A 1,184-nucleotide genomic window follows, 5' to 3' on the forward strand; every position below is an offset into this window, starting at 1 on the left:
ATTAGCCTCACGATAAGCAACCAAATCAGCATCCGTAGCAGGCCGCAACCCCCACGGATCACTCATCATCACCGGGTTATTCCCAGCAAACGAATACGGATTAGAACCCCACACAGCACCCACCACCGGAACCAAAGGATCAACACTCAAAAACGAAGCAGTAACCGGATCATAGCCCCGAGCACCCATCAACTCAATCCCAGCAACCACCGGGATACCATCAGCAGACAAAGCAAACCCAGCCAAAACACCGCCAGAGCCAACCCCAGAAACATCAGCACCAGCCACCCCACCGCTACCAGCCACCCCATAGGGATCCCCCTCACCCATCGAGCGAGCCACACGCCAGGACATCACCGGCCCCACACCCACAGAAACCTCACCCACACTCACCAGCACAGGAACAGCAGCAGTAACATCCCACCCCAGGGCAACCCCATCAACAGCAACAATCTCACCCAGGGCATCGACCTCAATACGGTGAACCGTGTGCTCCCCCTCGCTTCCATCACCCAACTCAACGGTGCTCAGATAACCGGTAGGCCCATAAGCAAACTCACGCACCGCACCATCAGCATCCTCCTGGCGTACTCGCCGACCCAAACCGTCATAAAGGAAGATAGTAACCTCACCACTAGAAGCGGTGACAGACACCAACTGAGAAGCCTCATCATAGGCAAAAACCCGCTCAACACCATCAGCACCCACACTACGAGTCAGGCGCCCGCAGACATCATACTCATAACGGGCAGCAACCTGCCGGTGCCCACCGGTGACAGACACCAGCTGAGAAGCCTCATCATAGCCATAAGCCACAGAACTAGGCTCAGCACCGGTGCCCTGCTTCTGCACCGAGACAACCCGCCCCCACTCATCACGAGAAATGACACTCTGGGCCAGAGTCTGCCCGCCAGCATCGGCCAGAACATGACCGCTCACGGCCCCCTCTGTGTACACCCACGAGGAGACCAGCTCAGCTGTTGAAGCGCTGATAATACGTGAGGCACCGTCATAGACATACTCCACCTGCCCGCCAGCGCTATCACTGGCTCGTACGAGCCGCCCAGCAGCGTCGTAAGCATAAGAGACCGTGCCCCCGACCGCATCGGTGCGAGAAAGAACCTTACCGGCAGCATCATAGGACCACCTTGTGCTCTGATCCCCGCGGGAACGAGACAGCAGCC

1 protein-coding gene is annotated in these 1,184 nt (G+C 57.9%); it reads right to left on the minus strand.

The window, feature by feature from the left end:
• Positions 1-1,184 (minus strand): RHS repeat-associated core domain-containing protein (locus L6966_RS11905; RefSeq protein WP_336603626.1); only part of this gene is annotated, 1,184 nt, incomplete at both ends.

The organism is Rothia nasisuis (assembly GCF_928381405.1).
In the GTDB taxonomy this organism is placed as follows: Bacteria; Actinomycetota; Actinomycetes; order Actinomycetales; family Micrococcaceae; genus Rothia; species Rothia nasisuis.